Genomic DNA, 18756 nt, shown 5'->3' on the forward strand with positions numbered 1-18756 from the left:
TCGAGATATTGCGGAAGGTAGCGACCGGTTGGGCGGCCTACAGTCTTGTTTATGTGGACATTGACTTCTATATTCGGTATTCGATGAAGTTTGGCGAAGTATGCTGTCAGACGGCGCTGCGAAAAATCGATGAGTTCTTCAATACGCACTTTGGCGCCAACCGAGTTTTTCGGAAAGAGGGAGACGATGAATACCTCATTCTTGTAGCGGAGACAGGCGCAGATGCAGAAACGAGGATGCGGCGGACCCTTGCCATGTTCCGAAAGGAACCCTTTATGAAACATTGCGGAAAGGATTACGCCAACTTGCGGATAACCTTCAGCGCAGGAGTGGCCTCATATCCCAGCGACGGCGAATTTGACATAGTGTTAAAGAAAGCGGCGACTGCCTTATTCCTGGCCAAGTCCTACCGGCGCAACCAGATCGTACGGTATGCAGGGGAGAGAAAAGCGCAGCCCCAGAGAATCCTATTCGCATCCGGCGTCGCCGTTGAGACGGTGGCGGGACAGTGGGGGATGCCAGGAAAGATTGATCAGGCCCAACCGGCCAAGGAGGGGCACTTTTGGGAACCGCAGGGCATCGCGTGTAACTCGCGAGGGCAACTTTTTATTGCCGATCAGGATAACCACCAAATCGTACAGATGACAGGGGATACGGTCAGACGGATTGTTGGAACTGGGTGCTTTGGATACAGCGGAGACGGAGGCCCGGCGACGGAGGCGCGGCTCAACAAACCGACGGCTCTCTGGGCAACGGATCACGCCCTCTACATCGCGGATACGGGAAATGACGTTGTCCGCCTGGTCGATCTACAGAGCGGTTTGATCTCAACGGTCTGTGGAACCGGAAAGGCGGGGTACGCGGGAGACGGTGGACCGGCATGGCAGGCGCGGCTCAACAAACCGGGCGGTGTCGTAGTCGACCGGCGTGGCAATCTCTACATCGCGGATATAGCCAACAATGTCGTGCGGAGGATGGACCGGCAGGGAATGCTCAGCACTTTTGCTGGGGATTCGACCTTTGGATATCAGGGGGATGGACATTCCGCGGTTCAAGCAAGATTTAATGAGATCTATGGCATTGGCATTGATTGGAAGGGAGAAGTCCTTTTCGTAGCGGATTATTACAATCACTGCATCCGGCAAATTGATTTGCAAAGCCAACGAATTGAGACCATCGCGGGGAAAGGAATTGCCGGATATGAGGGCGATGGAGCAGCGCCGGACTGTGCCCTTCTAAACCGGCCGGTCGCTGTATGCGGGGGACCTTACGGAACAGTATATATTGCGGAATCTGGCAGCCATTCTGTGCGGATACTCTCTTTGCGTCATAACAAAATTTTTACCCTGGTAGGCGGTTTGGGGCCAGGGATCGGGAGAGATGGACATGTGGATGGGCTTCCGTTGGCCAATCCCAATGGTTTAGCCATGGATAAAGAGGATCTTTATGTTTTGGACGGGGCGAATCAACGGATACTACGGGTTGCGCTGTCAGAAATGTTGGGCAAAGGAGACAAAATATGGAAATCAATAAAATAGAAGAAAAGGTCAAACAGATTATCACATCTCGAATGAAGGATCAGGCGAAAATCGATGCATTGCAATATGATACGCCGTTGCTGTCCCTAGGCATCGATTCCATACTGGCCTTATCGATTCTCGTTGAGATTGAGGAAGCCTATGATATTGAGATTGATGATAGCGATCTCAATATGGATAAAATTAAGGATATCTCCTCTTTTGCGGATCTCGTACGGGGATATCTGAAAAAATGACCCCTGTGATCGAGCAGATTGTGCATAAGGAAAATGGCTTATCATATCCGTCAGGGCTAGCGTATGACCAAGAGGATCATGTTCTGTATATTGTTGATATGCGGGGAAAGCGGGTCAGACAGTTGGATTTAGACAGGAAGTCACTATGGACCATCCGGGATGAACGGGGCGTGATAGCGTTTCCATTGGCAATCACTCTCTATAAAGAAGGGCTTCTTGTCACGGATACAAAGAAAAAAGCAATTCTGCAATACACAAAATTGGGGTGGAGACAATTTGAGATTGACACGGGCAATGAGCGGCCACTACAATTTCCAGGCAGTATCGCTGCTGACGAAAGTGGAAACGTGTATGTGGCAGACTTTACAACGGACCGTATCTGCCGTATTGACGGAAATACAAGGAAATTGACAGTTTTACGGGATATCCGTTGCCATCAGCCCTATGGAATTTTTGTCAGGCACCAAACTCTGTATGTTACCGATACGGGGAATAAACGAATTTTACAATATGATCTTCGAATGAGAACGCTCTTTCCATACTGTGAAGGAATATCCAGCATCGCTGTAGCAGTCCATCCCAACGGCAGAATCTATGTCAGCGAGAACCGGAAGCTCTATCAATTCGATCCTAGGTCCAAGTCCCTCTCTCTGTTGCTGGACGCTTCAACATGGAAACAGTTTTCTTACCCTAAGCTGTGCCACATCGGCTCTCTATGTATTCAAAATGAGGCGGATTTAATCTTTACCGATACGATTAAAAATACGGTTTACCGCCTTTCTCTGCAACAATGAAACGAGTTTTATTGCTATCGCTATCGAATTCGGGACAGAAAGTTTGTGACCAGCGGATCAACGAATTTCGATCTCGTCAGCGGCTATGGAATACGCCAAATTTGAGTCTTTTAACGGTCGGCGCTATGCTGCCCAAGGACTGGGAAATCCACTATGTGGACCTCGCCTATGAATCAGTCCAGGAGTGGACGTATGACATGGTTTTCATGTCGCCGTCCACCACCCAGTCCCAAGAGGCCTATGGCTATGCCTGCCAGTTTCGGGATCGGGGCGCCAGAATCGTCATGGGAGGACCTCATGCCTCCGTGTGTCCAGACGAGGTGCTACAGTATGCGGATGTTGTCTTTGCAGGAGAAGCGGAAGATACCATGAGGCAGTTCCTCCGGGAGTGGAGCTCTCTATCACAGAAAAAAATGTATCGAGCTTCGACACATCCAGATCTTGGGCAATCGCCCGTCCCGTTATATTCTTTAGCTGTGAAATATCCTTATTCCAGCATTCCGATTCAATGGTCCCGGGGCTGTCCCCATCAATGTCATTTTTGCTCTTCCTCCTCCATTTACGGAAAACGAATCCGGCGGAAAAGCTTGGGGCAGTTAAAGGCGGAGCTGGAGATGATCCAAAAGTGTTGGAAAAGACCCTTTCTTTTTTTCACGGATGACAATCTGTTCATAGAGGAACAGTCTGGAACGGAACTTCTCTCGCTGCTGCAACAATTTAGACTCGACTGGTATGGATTTACGGATGTTTCGCTTTATGAAAAAGAGAAACTATGCCGGCAGTTGCGATCCTCTGGCTGCCGCAAGGTGTTAATCGGCTTTGAGAGTCTAAACCCTGCAAACCTGGCGGCGATTCAGCACACACAATGGAAGAAGAGAAGGCTGGAACAATATTGGCAGGCGATCTCCGTAATCCAGCGGGAGGGAATCGGAGTCATTGGCAGCTTTGTTCTCGGGCTGGACGAGGATGAGGCCAGCACCTTTGAGCGTTTATACCAGTTTATCTACGATTCATGTCTATATGGCACGAACCTCACCATTGCGACACCGTATCCGGGAACTCGATACTATGAGCAAATGAAGAGAGAAGGGCGATTGTTGACAGAGGACTGGTCTCGCTACGATGGATTTACCTTGGTTCACTCACTGCCGAAAATGACGAGGAACGTGTTTATGGATGCCTATGATCGCTTAATTGAACGTATCAATTCAACACAGCGATTGCAGCATGTCGTTGAATACTTTAAACGGATTGGGGAGAGAGCTTGAGCGGAACTCTGTATTATGATACCCGGTACGATTCGACCAGGGAGGTTTGTCATTGGATTGTAGATGGCATTCGCCATAAGGCAGTAGCCATACAGCGGATTGGGGAGGTGAAGCCGGGACAGAATGCGGATGAGTTTATTATCATTGGAAGTCCCATCTATGTGGGGAAACCTTTGGCCAGCGTATCAGAATTCATACGGTCTAAGAAAGACCGGTGGATCCATAAGCCTGTTTTTGTCTTTGTCACCTCCTGGGCAGAAGCTACGATGTACCGACACGAATGCAATCGGTTCCTGGACCTTGTCATATCGCAATTGAGTCCAATTAAGCCAGTGTTGAGCCGGTCATTACCGGGAAAATTGCTGCTGGAACAGACGACACAGCGGGACCAAAACGTGATGAGACGGCTGTTGAGAAGGATAAATGCCATGTCGGAGGAATTCCACGCGGAGGCGGCACAATTTACAGATATGCGAAATCAAGAGGAGTGTCGGCAATTTGGAAAAGACATCGAGACAGCCCTCATGGGACAAGAGGGCGATCCGAACCATTTGGTTTGATTATTATGGAACTTTGGTGGATGTGGGCCAACCCTTTGCGAAAATCGAAGAATGGTTTTCATCCTTCTTGCGTCAATCCAATGCAAAATGCCATCCGCATGACTTCTTCATGAGATTTTCGCGGGAGCGTGCGAAACAGCTACATCAGGAAGCTTTTGCTCTGGGAGAGACGGTTCTGCGTCAAAGCTATCTGCGGACCTGTGACCGATATGATGTCAAGCCCTGGACGGAAGAGTTTCAAAGGTTTATAACAGCACTCTTTACCATGCCAAAGGCGTATCCATCCGCAACATATGTAGTCGATGTCCTTCGGAAGCAATATAGAGTCGGACTACTGACCAACGCGGACAATGCAATTCTCCTGGAATCCATCACAAAGCAAGGATTTTTATTCGATTGTATCATAACATCAGAAAATGCGAAAGCCAATAAACCGGATCCCCGGATTTTTCACGTGGCGATAGAGTTAGCCGGCGGCTCTCCAGAGCAAATGGTCATGGTCGGCGACTCCTTTGCCGAGGATATCCGGCCGGCACAGGATATGGGAATGCAAACCCTATGGGTCAAAACAGATGAGCGGGCTGCGGTGGGGGAGACATGTAAATCCGTTACAGAGCTGAGAGAGATATTACAGTATATGAGGTAGATATGAACGAGATACTTGAGACATTACGGACAAACAGTCCTAAAATCGCCGTCCTTGGAGATTCCATCCTGGATGCATATTATGTTGGATTTTTGCGGGAGACACAAGAGTCCATCTTTATCCCTCAGAAACGATACTACCATCTAGGTGGAGCAGGCAATGTCGCCTACTCAATCCGGCGGCTCGGGGGTACCCCTCTTTTTTATACAGTCCTGGGAGTGCGGGCAAATTCAAAGACGTTCCACGGGCTCCTTACGAATAAAAAGCTGTTGTCATCTTTTTGCTTGACGGAGGAGACGCGGGATATCAGCTTAAAGACACGATTGGTGGCGGACAACCGGATTTTATTGCGCTTAGATGAAGATTACGATGCACCCATCAGCGCGGATACATCCAACCGTCTGTACAGTCATTTTCGTTATAATATGGATGATATCCGCTGTGTTGTCGTATCCGATTATCAGAAGGGCTGTATCGGTCAAGATCTATTTGAGCGGATCAAGAAGATCTGTCTCGCTCGAAATATCCGACTTCTGGTTGACAGTAAGTCATCCTGGGATTTCAGCGGTATTTTTCTCTACAAGCCGACGGTAGCTGAACTCGAAAAGCTGCTGGGACGGCAGCTTGCTGGAATCGATGAGACGATCGAATACGGAATGCGCTTTAAACAGGAGCAAGGAATTGAGAATATGGTCATTACCTTGGATGCAAATGGGCTTATTTATCTTGATGATTCAGACATGGCATACCCCATTTCATCGGTCTGCAAGGCGCCGGTAGACCCAACGGGAGCTGGGGATTCCATGATGGCGGCCATGGCAGTTTGCCTAGCCAATGGAATCCCCATGGACGCCGCGGTTCGATTTGCCAATGAGGTGGCGGCCATTAGCTGTGAAAGGATGGGAACGATCGCTGTATCGCTGGACATGTTGGAAAAAAGGGTACAAGGGTGATTTGGATGAGAAATGTGGTGGCTGTTTCCGCCTGCCGTTCCCCAGTGGGAAAAATACCAGGAGAATTGAATGGAATCGGCGAAATCCCGCTGCTCGCTAAAGTATTTCAGGAAGCGGTAACGCGCGCGGGCCTGCCGGTTCAGGTTGAAGAGGCGTTGGCAGGTGCCAGCTTTCCCATTGAAAAGGATAATCTCTGTCGAAAGGCGATACTGTATGCGGGACTATCGGAGATGATTTCCTGCACCACCATCAGTAAAACCTGTGCCTCCTCTGATGAGGCGCTGGCCATCGCCTGGCACAAGATTCGAAATGGCGCCGCCAACACGATTTTGGTCGGTGGGATTGAGAAGATTGGCAATTCGCCCTATGTATTACACTTCATGAAGCAGAACGTGAAGCGAATGCTGAAAAATCAACTCCCTTGTATGGCGGAGATTGAGAACCGCATCCAGGACAATGACATGGCCTACATGAACGAGGTGCTGGCCAGGAAAGCTGGTATCAGTCGGCTGGCCATAGATGCGCATACCTATCAAGGCATTTTGAAGGCTGAGACAGCCTATCGAAATGGCTGCTTTGCTGAAGAAACGGTGCCCATACCCTATACAGAAAATGGAAAAACACGATATGTCATAGGCGATGAGTTTCCACAGGTAGTGCGATCGGAGCGCGAGATCTATGAAGCGGCCCCCATGTTTCTAAAGGATGGAGTGTTAACACGGCTCAATAGCGCCGCCATAGCGGAATGTGCTGTTGCGATGCTTCTCATGGAGGAAAATACTGCACGGACAATAGGACTTCAACCGCTGGCACGAATCGTATCGGTGTTGAATACAGCGGTCCCCAATGAAGAGCGGGGGAGCTCCATGGCGAAATGCGCACAAACGATAATGAAGCAATGCGGTTTCGATCGATTCGATGTCGGTCTGTATTCAATCAATGACTCATTTATGGTGCAATCCATGATGACAGTGCTGGAGATGGGACTTGACTCAGATCGAGTCAATGTGGATGGAGGCAATATTGGTTTGGGATACCCGATCGGCGCAACAGGACTTCGCATGTGTACGTCACTTTTGTATGAAATGCAGCGCAGACAGGTAAACCTGGGGCTTCATGCCATTGGCGCAGGGACCAATATGGCGCAGGCTGTTGTAATGCAGAGGGATGGATAGGAGGAGAGTCGGACTATGAACTATACATCGTATGATGTGGCGGTGATGAACTATCCACTGTTTGATAAGCGGGAGGATGTGTCGCAGGCTGCTGAAAAATTTTTCAAAGCGCCACCTGTGGAGAAGAGGGCAGAGGTTCCGCTCTACATCCACGTTCCATTTTGTACGAGCCTCTGCGATTTTTGTATTTATCACCGAAATCTGGCATCTCAGCCAGAGCGAATCGAGGCGTATGTGGATGCTCTGCTGCGCGAGATCGAAATGTATGCCGGTGAGCCGTATACTTGCCAGCTCCCTATCGGTTCTGTTTTTATAGGCGGAGGAACCCCCACGGTCCTGACTCGCGATCAGCTAATCCGGATACTGGACCGCCTTCACCAGTCCTTTAATCTTAAGGGCTGTGACATAACCGTGGAGTGTCATACACAGAATGCAAATTTAGAAAAGCTGATAGCTCTGCGTGAGCATGGGGTGACGCGTGTGAGCACGGGCATCCAGACGCTGCAGCACAAGGCGCGGAGAGATTTGCACATGGCTGGCAGCCCGGATGCTCTGATTCAGTGGCTGGCTATGGCAAAAAGTATAGGGTTTTCCGGTGTATCGGCGGATTTAATGTACGGGCTGCCGGGGGTGTCCCAAGAGGAGTTTTTGCAGGATTTGGACCAGGCGATCAAGCTGCAGCTCTCTCATCTTTCAGTGTATAAGACAGCCGTATTTGCGTATACAAAGCTCTACCGAGAACAACAAAAGTCCATGAGCCCGCCTGCAGCGCTAAATGAAACAGAAATGAGGGAAACATTCTATCAAGCCCACGATAAGCTAATGACTCATGGATACGAGCTGATCAGCGCCCAGGAGTACGGCAGAGAGAAAGGGCTTATACGATTTTGGGATCTGACCTATGATGGATATGGGGATAATCTTTCCTTTGGCCCGTCCAGCTTCGGATATATCAATGGCTACTGTTATCAGAATGAGAGCGAGCTTGATTCTTATGTTAAGAAGCTTCAGGGAAGAGTACTGCCAGTCAGTCGAATCAGCAGGAGAATTACGTCCAAGCAGCTGATGGAGAGGGCGATGGTCATGGGATTTCGCAGGGGCGCGGTTTCCCTTTTCCGGTTTGCAGACACCTTCGGCTATGACCTAAAGCAGATCTTTTCGGAGGTAATCCATCGGCATATCAAACAGGGGTATGTAACAGCCGTTGGCGATCAGCTGATCCTGACAAGAAAAGGTCTGTACGAGCAGGGAAAGGTGAGCGTTGACTATATGCAATCGATTTTTCAGGGCATATCCAATTTAAAACGAAAGCTCTGTATTGGCAGTCATGAGATGCCGTGAGGAGGCGGAAGTGGGAAAGAGAATCACGCAATATGAATTGTCACACTATCGAAGAAAATATGAGGATCAAATCTTGGTCGCCGCCTGTGGCTGCTTTGATATATTTCATATTGGGCATCTGGAATATTTAAGCGGTGCTAAGGCGCTAGGAGATCTTTTGCTGGTTGGCGTGAATTCAGACGAATCCATCAAACAAATGAAAGGCACATATCCAATTTTCTCCATACAAGATCGGATGTCTATGGTTGCCGCCCTCTCCTGCGTTGATTATGTCTTTCCCTTTCACAATACGACCTTCGATCAATGTCTATGGCAGTTACAGCCCAATATCTTTGCCAGGGGGGCCGACGCGGAGGAAAAAGGTTTTCCGGAAGCCCATACAACAGAAAAATATAAAATCCACGTCATTAAGGTGGGGGAAATCAAAAGGGCTTCGTCCAGTTGGCTGCGGAGGAGGTTGACAAATGAAGAACGCTTGCAATAAAGCTGTTTTTATAGATCGGGATGGGGTTATCACAATTGAACCTACAGGAAAAGGAAAGAATCAATATATCCGGTCTTTATCAGAGATGAAGATTCAGATGGAGATTGTTCCGCTTCTACAGACATTCCAAAGATTAGGGTATAAACTGATCGTTGTTACGAATCAAGCTTGTATTGGCAAGGGATACCTCTCCCATAGACAGTTTGCAACCCTGACCCGCTATATGGTCGCGGAGCTCAGGCGGAAGGGAATTCGGATTGCGAATGTCTATTATTGTTCATCCTGTAACCCCCATCACCCTTGCCGAAAACCAAATCCAGGAATGTTGTGGAGGGCAAAGCAACGGTATCATATCGACCTACAGAAATCCATCCTCATCGGAAATCAGTTGCGGGATATTGAAGCTGGAAAACGTGCAGGGATTGGTAGGACTATTTTATATGATTCCAACGCAATGCCAGATATCACGGTAAAAAAATTGTCGTATATACAGCCGGAAAATTTATAATGATGAAAGGTGGACCATGAAACAGATTTTAAGTCAAGACAGGATCAAAGAGTACCTTCCGCACCGAGACGCGATGCTTTTACTTCACAGACTGGAAGTATTAGAAACTGGACAGTCAATCGGATATTACCACTTTTCGGGAGAGGAATGGTTTTTTAAAGGGCACTTTCCGGGCCATCCCATTGTGCCCGGCGTCGTGAGCTGCGAAATTATGGCACAATCCTCCTGCGGCCTCTGGCTGGATGAGCTTCAAGGGAGGCGGCCGCTTCTGACCGGGATAACGGACATGAAATTTCATAAAGAGATTGCCCCAGGCGACATCCTGTCAGCCGTCTGCCAGGTCGAAAAAGTGAGGCCCCCTTTTTACTATGTCACCTGCAAAGCCTATGTTGACAAGAAACTCTGCGCAAGCGGGAGACTATCCTTTATACTACAAAATACAGACCGTCATAGGGGGGATTGCGATGCATGAGGAAATGATTAAAGAAATCGTGGCAGACTATGTGGAGATGAGGGCAGAGGATATCAAACTTGACGATACGCTACAGTCTCTAGGACTGGACTCACTGGATGTTATGGATTTAGTGGTGGAACTGGAAAATGCCTTTGATATTCAGCTTGAAGATGGCGACATGTTTATGACGATTCGCGAGTTGATCGCGCGTGTCGACGCAGTGCAATGAAATCGTGCGAGTGTTATTAAGGGCTATGGCATATTTTGCCTAAGCCTCTTTTGTATGCGGCAGCCCTATTAAATCCGTTACAAGGTTGACAAATCTTTCCATATCAAGTACACTAGAAGTGAAAAATTGCTTGCCAGATCCGATGATCAAAATTGTAACCAGCAATACAGTCCAATGGAAGGTTGTGATACGATATGGAATATGTGTCGCCCAATGAAACTATATCCAGCACGGATGACAAAAGCATCTCCCTTGCAATTAAAAAGGCAAAGGAAACGGGGCTTGACAAAGTAGTAATCCCCCGTCATAACCAGCGAACTGGCAGCGAAAAATGGATCATAGAGGATACGATCCTGTTGCCGGATGACATAGAAATCCTGTTGGACAACGCGCATCTTGTCCTTGCGGACGGAACCTATATCAACATGTTTGCCAACGAAAATTTGGGGACCGACCTAGGCAGATCCGCCGAAGGAGAGCAACACAACATTACCATCCGGGGGCAGGGCCATGCGGTTCTCGACGGTGGGAACTACAACGGCCTGTCAGAATCCACGAGCCTAAAAAAGGGGCGGCCTCACATATCGCGCAATACCACTTTATTTTTCTGTAATGTTAGCAATCTTCGAGTAGAAAATCTGAAGATACTCCATCAGCGCTGGTGGGGGATTACCAACGTCTTTGTGAGGAATTCAACATTCCGAAATATAGTATTTCAGGCGGATTTATCAAGAATCGATGAGAATGGCGTGCATTTTCCGGATCAGTTGCCCCGGGAGTATGGCGAAGTCTATGTGAAAAATGCGGATGGGATCGATCTCCGCGTGGGCTGTAACAACATCGTGATAGAAAACATATCCGGCTTTACGGAGGATGACACCATCGCCCTCACGGCTCTAGGCGAATTTGAGATGGAACAGGGCTACTGGGTGGAAGGAAAAGATGCGGATATCCATGATGTAAAAATTCGGAATGTTTCCTCCGACCCCTATGTCTGTTCGATCATCCGATTGCTCAATGAAAATGGTCATCAACTATATAACGTCGAAATACAAGGCGTTACCGATTTGAGACAGAATGAGGCCTATCAGTCCCAAAATGCAGTTCGAATCGGGGACTGTGCCTATGGGCATCGTCCTTCCGGCATGGGAGAAATGCGGAATATTACAGTCAGAAATGTTGTCTCTAGGGCGAAATATGCAGTGGCCCTTTGCAAGACATTACAGGACTCAGTCATTGAAAACGTAACGGTGTTGGAGGGCGGACAATACGGCTTTGGGGTATATGGTTTGGACCGTGCTCCGGCAAGGATGAAAAACTGCTCCATTTGCAATATTGTTTGTGCTGGCGAGAAGGGCACTCCCCTGTCCATAGAGGGCCTTGAAGGTGAATTTGAAATAAACTGAGAACGTATATAGCGAAAGCAGAGAGAGGATTGATACGATGCCCCAGGAGATGACCTTGCCGGTCTTTGTTCCCTCCATCAAAACATTTCTATTTCACGCCTATCCGCTGGCCGTTATGGAAAATCATCCTGATTTTGAGAACTGGTTTTACACCAATTATATCCAACTGTACTATCAGATCGGGAGTCCCCACAAGCTCAATTTCTATGGCCTCAATCTGATCCATGGAGTCTGGGATTACTACCCACTTTTGGATATAGAGCGCATATCCCAGGAGATGCTGCGGGTTATGAGAGCTGACATGGTAGAGTTAGCCCGCTGGGCTATACAGACCGAGGGATATGTGAATGTCTTTTTGGACGAATACTATACGGAGCACCGCTATGCCTTCCAAACAGAGCATCGAACCCATGATTTTTTGCTCTATGGATATGATGATTCCCAACAGCATTTCTTGACAGTCGGTTTTGATGAGAATCAGCGGTATACCTCCACTCATATCCCATATGAGGCGCTGCGGAACGCATTTGCCTCCGTGACGGAGAAGCGGTCCATGGTCATTCTGCGAGTCAATAGGGAGAAACGGTTTGCCCTGGATTTTGAGAATATTCAGGAGATGGTATCGGACTATCTCCAGTCGGCAGACACGTCCAAGCGGTTTAAAATGTACGGAAATCCTAAGCCTGACATGGTGTATGGGTTGGCAGCATACCGAGAATTGCAGACCTACATAGAGCAAATTGAAAAAGGGGAGGATTTTCTGGACATAAGAGCCTTCACCCTGCTGTGCGAGCATAAAGCTGTGATGGCGAAACGAATCCGCTATCTACAAAAAGAAAATGCGATTCAATGTTCCGGTGATATCCTAGTAAAATTGGATGAGATTGCAGAACGCGCCACCTGTATCAAAAATCTCATGCTAAAGTACTCACTGATAAAACAGCCCCGCGATCTGGCGACAGTTCAAATGCATTTGCTTGCCATGCGGGAGGATGAAGAGAGGGTCTTGCGGGCAGTATTTGTTTCATAAAACGGGGATTGACAAAATCTGAAAATTGGCGTATAGTGATACTGCTAAGAAGAGAACGCGCTGGGGGGAGGATCCTAACAGAGAGGAACCGGCCGGTGTAAGGTTCCAGGAACTTCACCTCCGTTTCACGTATCGTCTCGGAGCTGGCCCGCAGAAACAGCAGTAAGCGGACCCGGAGAGCCCCCCGTTAACGGAGCGCGCATTGTTGGATGCGTATGAAGAGGCCGCGTGTACGTAGCGGCAACTAGAGTGGTACCGCGGAAGCAACAGCCTTCGTCTCTAATGGAGATGAGGGCTGTATTTTTATGATGGGGGAGAGATTTGTGATGTTGACACTGGACAAGATTTACCATGCCTCTTATGTTTTGAAGGATGTGATCCGGAAGACGGACCTTATCTATGCGCCGAAGCTGCACGCCGGTGGAAAGATCTATCTTAAGACGGAGAATCTACAGGTGACGGGTTCCTTTAAGGTTCGGGGAGCCTACTACAAAATATCGCAGTTGAGCGATGAAGAGAAGCGGAAGGGTGTCATCGCCTGCTCCGCTGGCAATCACGCCCAGGGCGTTGCGCTGGCCGCCCAGAAGAACAAGATTCCAGCCATGATCTGCATTCCGGACGGAGCGCCCATTTCAAAAGTGGAAGCGACCAAGAGTTACGGCGCGGAGGTATGCCTTGTGCAGGGGGCCTATGACGATGCCTACGAAAAGGCACTTGAATTACAAAAAGAAATGGGGTATACTTTTATCCATCCGTTTGATGATGAGATGGTCATAGCGGGGCAAGGGACTATCGGTCTTGAAATTCTCGACCAGCTGCCTAGTGTGGACGCCATTGTTGTTCCCGTTGGAGGAGGTGGATTGATTTCCGGGATCGCCTACGCCATCAAGCGATTGCGCCCCGAGTGTCGGATCTATGGAGTGCAGGCCACTGGAGCGCCCTCCATGTTCAACGCCATCTCATCCGGCAAGAAAGAGGCACTGGAGTCGGTGAAGACGATTGCGGATGGGATTGCGGTAAAGCGGCCCGGGGATCTGACCTACGACCTGTGCCGGCGCTATGTGGACGAAGTCGTGACCGTGACGGACGATGAGATATCCACGGCGATCCTGGCGCTGATCGAACAGCAGAAGATGATTGCAGAAGGAGCTGGAGCGGTTTCCATTGCCGCTGTGATGTTCGGCAAGGTTCCAGTGGAGGGGAAAAATGTCGTCTGCCTCGTCTCCGGGGGGAATATCGATGTAACCATCCTGTCCCGCGTTATCAACCGAGGGCTTCTCAAATCTGGCCGGTCGGTGGATATGACCATCGAGCTGGTGGATAAGCCGGGACAGCTCAAAGATGTCTCAAAGATTATCGCTGATCTGGGAGGCAACGTGGTGTCCATCTATCATGACCGGGCAGATGTGGACACCGATGTGAATGCGTGTCTGCTGCGTATCGTCATGGAGACGCGGGATTTCGAACATATACAGCAGATTCGGGAAGCCGTTTTGCAGGCCGGATATAAGATTATATAGGAAAGGATGTTGCAGTATGGAAACGATTTATACGAAACAGGCGCCGGACGCTATCGGCCCCTATTCACAGGCCATTGTGGCGGGGGAGCTTATTTTTACCTCTGGACAGATCCCCATCGACCCGGCAACTGGCACGGTGGAGGCACAGTCCATTGAGGCGCAGACGGAGCAGGTTATGAAAAACTTGCAAGCTGTATTGAAAGCGGCGGGAAGCGACCTGGCGAAAGCGGTCAAAACCACTTGTTTTTTGAGCAGCATGGATGACTTTGCCGCCTTTAACGAGATTTACGCGAGGTACTTTACCGGTAAGCCGGCTCGCTCCTGCGTAGCGGTCAAAACGCTGCCCAAAAATGTGAAAGTGGAAGTGGAAGTCATCGCTGTGCGCGGCTAGAAGAGGCAAACTTTTTATCATTAAGTAAATTGACATGGCGAAGAAAGATGATATAATATCCACGTAAGCCATGAGCAGTGCAAGAGCATCTGCGAGCAGTGCAAGAGCATCTGCTTACATAAGGCAGGTGCTTTTTTGTTGGCTTTCACCAGGAGAATATACCGTACCGATATACATAGCATCGTGGAAAGCTGGGGGGGAGTTAGATTGGATCGTGTTGCAAGACATCTTGTACAAAAGCGTAATCGAATCATCCTATTGTTCCTCATCCTCACGGTATTGTGCGCGGCTTTGATTCCCTTTACCAAGATCGAGTATCGGCTGAGTCAGTATCTGCCCGTGGATTCGGAGATATGGGCGGCGCTGGATTTATACCATCAAGAATTTGGGGACTCAGCGGCCATCCGGGTCGCTGTCCCGAAGATTACCATCTCGGAAGCGGTCAACCTAAAAGAGCAGTTGCGGCAGATACCGGGGGTCAAACGCATCCTCTGGCTAGATGATGTGCTGGATGTGCATGTGCCGGTCTCGGCCATGGACACCGACACGTTGAACGCCTATTATAAGAGTGGGACGGCCCTATATCAGATCGAGCTATGGGGAGATGAGTACAGTGCCTCTGCCGGAAAGGCCATCGGGGAAATCCGTAAGACGGCGGGAGATCTGGCAATGCTGGATGGGGCAGCGGTCACATCCCTGGCTCTGCGGGAGACAGCGCTTAAGCAGATCGCGGGGATTACCCTGCTGGTGATTCCCATTCTGTTTCTGATTTTGTTGATCTGTACCACTTCCTGGTTTGAACCGGTTCTATTGATCGCGACCATTGGGGTCTCAGCCGTGCTGAATCTGGGCACCAATGTTTTCTTGGGCAATGTGTCCTTTATTTCGGAGATGGTTGCAACGATTTTGCAGTTTGCGATCTCGATGGATTACGCGATTTTCTTGCTGCACCGGTTTGAGGAACAGAGGCGGGAAGGGTATGAGCCGGAGGAGGCCATGAGGCGAGGAATGGCGGGGGCCATTTCGACCATCAGTGCCAGCGGCCTGACCACCATCGCAGGCTTTGTCGCGTTCCTGTTCATGCGGTATCGATTGGGGCAGGACCTTGGAATTGTGTTGGCTAAGGGAATTGTCCTGAGCTTTATCAGCGTCATTGCCTTACTTCCCGCGTTGACGGTGAAATTCGCGAGGCTCGTGGAGAAGAGCCGGCATAGGAGCTTTCTCCCCTCCTTTCACAGCGTCGGGAAAGGAATCTCGAAAGCGCGCTATTGTATACCGATTGTCATACTCGCGATTGTTCCCTGCTTTTTAGCGCAAAATGCGAATACATTCCTCTATGGAGACGAGGCGGTTGTCGCAACGGAGGGATCCCCGGAGGCGAAGGACCGGGAGAGGATGAGCGAATTATTCGGCCGAAATAATCCCATGGTGGTCATGGCGCCGAGGGGAGAGATGGGCAAGGAAGCGCAGGTTTCCGCCAACCTTTCGAGGATTCCCCGCGTCAGCCAAGTCCAGAGCGCGGCAGCGCTGCTCGGGGAGGGGATACCGGTTGAATTAGCACCGGATGCTCTTCTGGAGCAATTTCAGACGGAAGCCTACAGCCGCTATGTCTTAAATTTGGATGTCCCGCAGGAGGGGGAGGAGACAAAGCAGGTCATCGAGGAGATTCGGTCGGTTATGAGCGACGCTTACGGCGATGCCTACTGGCTGGTGGGATCCTCTGCCAGCATTGACGAGATCCGTCAGGTTATGGAGACAGATTTTTCTAGGGTGGGCGTGATTTCTGTGGTGGCAATTCTCCTGATCGTCCTTCTGACATTCCGTTCCATATCCATCCCGATTTTGCTAATTTTGATCATAGAGTCTGCCATATGGCTGAACATGTCCATCCCGTATTTTATGGGGGAGGGGCTGATCTTTATTGGATACCTGATTATCAGTGCGATTCAGTTGGGCGCAACCATTGACTACGGAATTTTAATGACCCAGGACTACCTGAAACATCGCAAAACCATGGCAAGACAGGAGGCTGGCGTAGCAGCGGTGGAAACGTCGGGGCCCTCCATCTTTACATCGGCTTTGATCCTCAGCGTTGCAGGTTTTAGCGTATACGCGGCTTCATCGATCCAGGGAATTGCACAGCTCTGCCTTTTGGTGGGAAGAGGCGCTGTTTTCAGCGGGGTTTTTGTCATCTTCCTGTTGCCGGCCCTATTGATACTGCTGGACCCGTTTATTATGAAGACGACGTATGCTCACAAAAGGAACAAAGGGGCTAACAAGGAGGTTTCGATCCATGAAGAAAGCGGATAAGCTGAGAAAGAGGATCTGTGCGATTCTCTTCATCGGAGGGTTTCTCATAGCGAGCATGACGGCCTGGAGGTTGCCATCGTATGCGGAGGAAAGGCAGCAGGTAACCCGGGAGGAGGATCTGCCAACCATCGATGTGGTGAGAGATAAGGATGAGACGGTCTACGTGCTGCTGAACGGGGATGGGACGGTGAAGTCAGTTCACGTTGTCAACACCTTTCCAGTGGATGGGCCGGGACGGTATCGAGACTACGGCGTCTACAGTCAGGTGGTGAACTTGAGCAACAGTGCGATGGCGCAGGTTCGAAATGGCGCTGTTACCTGGGAACTGGAGGGAGACATCCATCGATTTTATTATGAGGGAACGGCCTCCAAGCCGGGAGAACTGCCTTTTACACTGACGCTGTCCTACAGTCTTGACGGGGAAAAGGTATCGGAGGACGCGTTGGCGGGAGCCGCTGGACATGTGGCGCTTGAGCTGTCAATTGAGGCAAACGTCAAGGCGGAAGCGTATTTTCAACAGAACTATATGGCGCAGGTATCCATTCCCTTAGACATGGAAATATGCCGCAATATTTCCGCTCCGGAAGCATCGACCGTCATATCGGGAAAGTCCATGACAGCGACCTATATGGTGATGGCGGGACAGTCCGGTGAGTACCGTTTAGAATGGGATACGACGGATTTTTCCATGGACGAAATCAGCATGATTGTCATGGATAGCTCCGTGGATATGGCGTCAATGATGAGCTCGGTGTTGGATACGGATGCGCTGATCGAGGGAGTCGGCGGCATGTCAACGGTCATGGGACAGTTGGTTGAGGGAACAAAGGAGTTGGAAGCGGGAGCAGAGGGGCTCACGGTTGCAGGCAGCAAGCTAAAAAGCGCTGGAGCGGCTCTTGTCCAGGGATATAAAGCGATATCCACGGCCCTAAGTCAGGTGGCGCTGACACAGGAGCAGATCGATGAGCTGAAAGGAGCACAGAGCCAGCTAGACTCCTTGGCAGAGGCAATGGGGGAACTGCGAAAGTTGCTTGGAGAGTTGCAGGATGAGGCCTATCTCGCGGACATGCTGGGCAAGCTTAAGCAACAGATTTCAGATGCCTTTGAAGAGCGACTGAATCTGTCCGGCTCCGTAGGGGAAACCACGATGCCGGCGGTGGACACGCGGGAGTGGTCAGAGGCATTGACCCAGAGGATTCTTGCCCTGCTGCCGCCGGATGTTGGGCTCACGCCAGAACAGCAGCAACAACTGGCAGACACTGTGAGCCAGGCTGGGGGCGAACTTGTCCAACAGATTGAGCAGACGGTATCCGATGCCGTAGCGCAACAAATGGCCCTGATCTTGATGCAGTATCAAGACCAGCTGGAGGGCGCGTTGGAGGATGTGCTTTGGCAGTTAGAGACATCTCCCGATATGGGTTTGGAGGGCCTTACATCACAGCTTGAAGAGATTGCGCGGGAACTGGACTCGAAGCTAGCGGATCTGCAGGCGGGGATCGAAGGGATTGCCATGCTTTCCACAGGTTTAGAGGCGCAGCGCCAGGGGCTGCTTCAGCTGTCAACCGGAATGAAGGAATTAAATGAGGGACTCAGCGCCTACGTAGATGGAATTTCCCAGATGGTCGATGGGGCATCGGCCCTTCCAGAAGGGGTCAAGGCGCTGACACAGGGACAGGAACTGATCAAGAATGGACTGGACACGGCGAAAGAGCGGATGGATGAAATGTTGAAATCCCTCGAGAAAGGGGAGGGATCCCTGACGTCCTATGCGGCGCCTGAACAGGGGGCTGTGCATTCCGTTCAATTTGTGTATCGGATCGATGCCATCGAGAGCCCGACAGAGACCACTTTTACAGTTCAGGAAGAGGAGAAAGGATTTTGGGAGCGCGTGCTCGATCTTTTTCGGTGACAGA

Annotated in this window: 19 protein-coding genes; all 19 read left to right on the forward strand. The window is 50.0% G+C overall.

What is annotated here, in order from left to right; genetic code table 11:
- The first annotated feature begins 8 nt into the window (after window positions 1-8).
- The 19 genes from H8730_RS04230 to H8730_RS04320 all read left to right on the forward strand — a co-directional run bounded on the left by H8730_RS04230 (window position 9) and on the right by H8730_RS04320 (window position 18752).
- Window positions 9-1538, forward strand: coding sequence for an NHL domain-containing protein (locus H8730_RS04230; RefSeq protein ID WP_177719280.1), 1530 nt, complete (start codon window positions 9-11; stop codon window positions 1536-1538).
- Window positions 1520-1774, forward strand: a complete 255-nt coding sequence (locus tag H8730_RS04235) for an acyl carrier protein (RefSeq protein WP_177719279.1) — start codon at window positions 1520-1522, stop codon at window positions 1772-1774. Before H8730_RS04230 ends, H8730_RS04235 begins: the two co-directional genes overlap by 19 nt.
- The gene (locus tag H8730_RS04240) at window positions 1771-2568 is read left to right on the forward strand and encodes an NHL repeat-containing protein (protein WP_249289427.1); all 798 of its coding nucleotides are present in this window, start codon (window positions 1771-1773) and stop codon (window positions 2566-2568) included. Before H8730_RS04235 ends, H8730_RS04240 begins: the two co-directional genes overlap by 4 nt.
- Before the next feature lie 101 nt (window positions 2569-2669).
- Window positions 2670-3836, forward strand: coding sequence for a B12-binding domain-containing radical SAM protein (locus H8730_RS04245; RefSeq protein WP_249289429.1), 1167 nt, complete (start codon window positions 2670-2672; stop codon window positions 3834-3836).
- On the forward strand, window positions 3833-4396 hold the full coding sequence (locus H8730_RS04250; RefSeq protein ID WP_249289431.1) for a flavodoxin domain-containing protein: 564 nt from the start codon (window positions 3833-3835) through the stop codon (window positions 4394-4396). The genes H8730_RS04245 and H8730_RS04250 overlap by 4 nt, the downstream gene beginning before the upstream one ends.
- Entirely contained in the window at window positions 4335-5042 is a 708-nt protein-coding gene (locus tag H8730_RS04255; protein ID WP_249289433.1) for an HAD family hydrolase, read from the forward strand. Before H8730_RS04250 ends, H8730_RS04255 begins: the two co-directional genes overlap by 62 nt.
- Before the next feature lie 2 nt (window positions 5043-5044).
- Entirely contained in the window at window positions 5045-5995 is a 951-nt protein-coding gene (locus tag H8730_RS04260; protein ID WP_249289435.1) for a bifunctional heptose 7-phosphate kinase/heptose 1-phosphate adenyltransferase, read from the forward strand.
- A gap of 5 nt (window positions 5996-6000) precedes the next feature.
- Window positions 6001-7170 (forward strand): thiolase family protein, encoded by a 1170-nt coding sequence (locus H8730_RS04265; protein ID WP_249289437.1) that lies wholly within the window; start codon window positions 6001-6003, stop codon window positions 7168-7170.
- A gap of 15 nt (window positions 7171-7185) precedes the next feature.
- Window positions 7186-8511, forward strand: a complete 1326-nt coding sequence (locus H8730_RS04270; protein ID WP_249289438.1) for a coproporphyrinogen-III oxidase family protein — start codon at window positions 7186-7188, stop codon at window positions 8509-8511.
- Window positions 8512-8521: 10 nt separating this feature from the next.
- A complete protein-coding gene (locus tag H8730_RS04275; protein ID WP_249289440.1) occupies window positions 8522-8995 on the forward strand; it encodes an adenylyltransferase/cytidyltransferase family protein in 474 nt (157 codons plus the stop codon).
- On the forward strand, window positions 8976-9503 hold the full coding sequence (locus tag H8730_RS04280) for a D-glycero-alpha-D-manno-heptose-1,7-bisphosphate 7-phosphatase (protein ID WP_177719270.1): 528 nt from the start codon (window positions 8976-8978) through the stop codon (window positions 9501-9503). Before H8730_RS04275 ends, H8730_RS04280 begins: the two co-directional genes overlap by 20 nt.
- Before the next feature lie 16 nt (window positions 9504-9519).
- Window positions 9520-9975 (forward strand): 3-hydroxyacyl-ACP dehydratase FabZ family protein, encoded by a 456-nt coding sequence (locus H8730_RS04285; RefSeq protein ID WP_249289442.1) that lies wholly within the window; start codon window positions 9520-9522, stop codon window positions 9973-9975.
- Entirely contained in the window at window positions 9968-10186 is a 219-nt protein-coding gene (locus H8730_RS04290; RefSeq protein ID WP_177719268.1) for an acyl carrier protein, read from the forward strand. Before H8730_RS04285 ends, H8730_RS04290 begins: the two co-directional genes overlap by 8 nt.
- A gap of 194 nt (window positions 10187-10380) precedes the next feature.
- Window positions 10381-11592 carry a glycoside hydrolase family protein gene (locus H8730_RS04295; RefSeq protein ID WP_249289444.1) on the forward strand — a complete coding sequence of 404 codons (1212 nt, stop codon included), beginning with the start codon at window positions 10381-10383 and terminating at the stop codon, window positions 11590-11592.
- 37 nt (window positions 11593-11629) lie between these two features.
- Window positions 11630-12622, forward strand: a complete 993-nt coding sequence (locus H8730_RS04300; protein WP_249289446.1) for a hypothetical protein — start codon at window positions 11630-11632, stop codon at window positions 12620-12622.
- Window positions 12623-12948: 326 nt separating this feature from the next.
- Window positions 12949-14142 (forward strand): threonine ammonia-lyase, encoded by a 1194-nt coding sequence (gene ilvA, locus H8730_RS04305; RefSeq protein WP_177719264.1) that lies wholly within the window; start codon window positions 12949-12951, stop codon window positions 14140-14142.
- 16 nt (window positions 14143-14158) lie between these two features.
- A complete protein-coding gene (locus tag H8730_RS04310) occupies window positions 14159-14533 on the forward strand; it encodes a RidA family protein (protein WP_177719263.1) in 375 nt (124 codons plus the stop codon).
- A gap of 207 nt (window positions 14534-14740) precedes the next feature.
- Window positions 14741-16843, forward strand: coding sequence for an efflux RND transporter permease subunit (locus H8730_RS04315; RefSeq protein WP_249289448.1), 2103 nt, complete (start codon window positions 14741-14743; stop codon window positions 16841-16843).
- A complete protein-coding gene (locus H8730_RS04320) occupies window positions 16827-18752 on the forward strand; it encodes a hypothetical protein (protein ID WP_177719261.1) in 1926 nt (641 codons plus the stop codon). Before H8730_RS04315 ends, H8730_RS04320 begins: the two co-directional genes overlap by 17 nt.
- Window positions 18753-18756 lie beyond the last annotated feature (4 nt).

The sequence above is a fragment of the Bianquea renquensis genome, assembly GCF_014384895.1.
Taxonomy (GTDB): domain Bacteria; phylum Bacillota; class Clostridia; order Lachnospirales; family Bianqueaceae; genus Bianquea; species Bianquea renquensis.

Coding starts and splice junctions, on each gene's coding strand:
- H8730_RS04240 (WP_249289427.1), top strand. CDS start 1,771: ATGACCCCTGTGATCGAGCAGATTGTGCATAAGGAAAATGGCTTATCA.
- H8730_RS04285 (WP_249289442.1), top strand. CDS start 9,520: ATGAAACAGATTTTAAGTCAAGACAGGATCAAAGAGTACCTTCCGCAC.
- ilvA (WP_177719264.1), top strand. CDS start 12,949: ATGTTGACACTGGACAAGATTTACCATGCCTCTTATGTTTTGAAGGAT.
- H8730_RS04270 (WP_249289438.1), top strand. CDS start 7,186: ATGAACTATACATCGTATGATGTGGCGGTGATGAACTATCCACTGTTT.
- H8730_RS04280 (WP_177719270.1), top strand. CDS start 8,976: ATGAAGAACGCTTGCAATAAAGCTGTTTTTATAGATCGGGATGGGGTT.
- H8730_RS04300 (WP_249289446.1), top strand. CDS start 11,630: ATGCCCCAGGAGATGACCTTGCCGGTCTTTGTTCCCTCCATCAAAACA.
- H8730_RS04265 (WP_249289437.1), top strand. CDS start 6,001: ATGAGAAATGTGGTGGCTGTTTCCGCCTGCCGTTCCCCAGTGGGAAAA.
- H8730_RS04290 (WP_177719268.1), top strand. CDS start 9,968: ATGCATGAGGAAATGATTAAAGAAATCGTGGCAGACTATGTGGAGATG.
- H8730_RS04295 (WP_249289444.1), top strand. CDS start 10,381: ATGGAATATGTGTCGCCCAATGAAACTATATCCAGCACGGATGACAAA.
- H8730_RS04320 (WP_177719261.1), top strand. CDS start 16,827: ATGAAGAAAGCGGATAAGCTGAGAAAGAGGATCTGTGCGATTCTCTTC.
- H8730_RS04235 (WP_177719279.1), top strand. CDS start 1,520: ATGGAAATCAATAAAATAGAAGAAAAGGTCAAACAGATTATCACATCT.
- H8730_RS04310 (WP_177719263.1), top strand. CDS start 14,159: ATGGAAACGATTTATACGAAACAGGCGCCGGACGCTATCGGCCCCTAT.
- H8730_RS04260 (WP_249289435.1), top strand. CDS start 5,045: ATGAACGAGATACTTGAGACATTACGGACAAACAGTCCTAAAATCGCC.